Source organism: Elizabethkingia argenteiflava, from assembly GCF_009904105.1.
Classification (GTDB): Bacteria; Bacteroidota; Bacteroidia; order Flavobacteriales; family Weeksellaceae; genus Elizabethkingia; species Elizabethkingia argenteiflava.
Window position 1 is genome coordinate 1 of the sequence record NZ_JAAABJ010000044.1, and the last position, 475, is coordinate 475.

Annotated in this window: 1 protein-coding gene; it reads left to right on the forward strand. The window is 31.8% G+C overall.

What is annotated here, in order from left to right; translation table 11 throughout:
• Nucleotides 1-104: 104 nt before the first annotated feature.
• The gene (locus GNY06_RS14955; RefSeq protein ID WP_394350811.1) at nucleotides 105-398 is read left to right on the forward strand and encodes a helix-turn-helix domain-containing protein; all 294 of its coding nucleotides are present in this window, start codon (nucleotides 105-107) and stop codon (nucleotides 396-398) included.
• Nucleotides 399-475: the final 77 nt, after the last annotated feature.

The window sequence follows — 475 nt, forward strand, 5'->3', positions numbered from 1 at the left end:
AAATAGATAAACATGGTGATTATACTCTTCAATTATGAAATTCATGACTTAGACTGGGGATTTATAAATAATTAATAAATTGAAAATCAATTTCAGATATACGTATAAAATTAAAAGTTCTCCATTACGCAAAAGAGATTGGAAATATTTCTCAGGCATGTAGATATTATGTTATCTCAAGAGAAGCTTTTTATCAGTGGAAAAGAGCTTATGACCAAGAAAGGGAACAAGGTTTAGTTAATAGTAAGCCTTGCCCTGAAACCCCAAAGCTCAGAACCCCTAATCACATAGAAGATCTTATACTGTATTTGCGTAAAACTTATTATTTTGGGCCAAATGGTAGTTATCCCGTTATCATGGGATTGAGTTATCTTCAGGCGCTGTTTATCATGTATTAAAAAGGAATGATGTGAATAAGTTACCTCAGAATATGAAGAAGCGATCTATAAAAACCTTCAAACGATATGAAAAACAG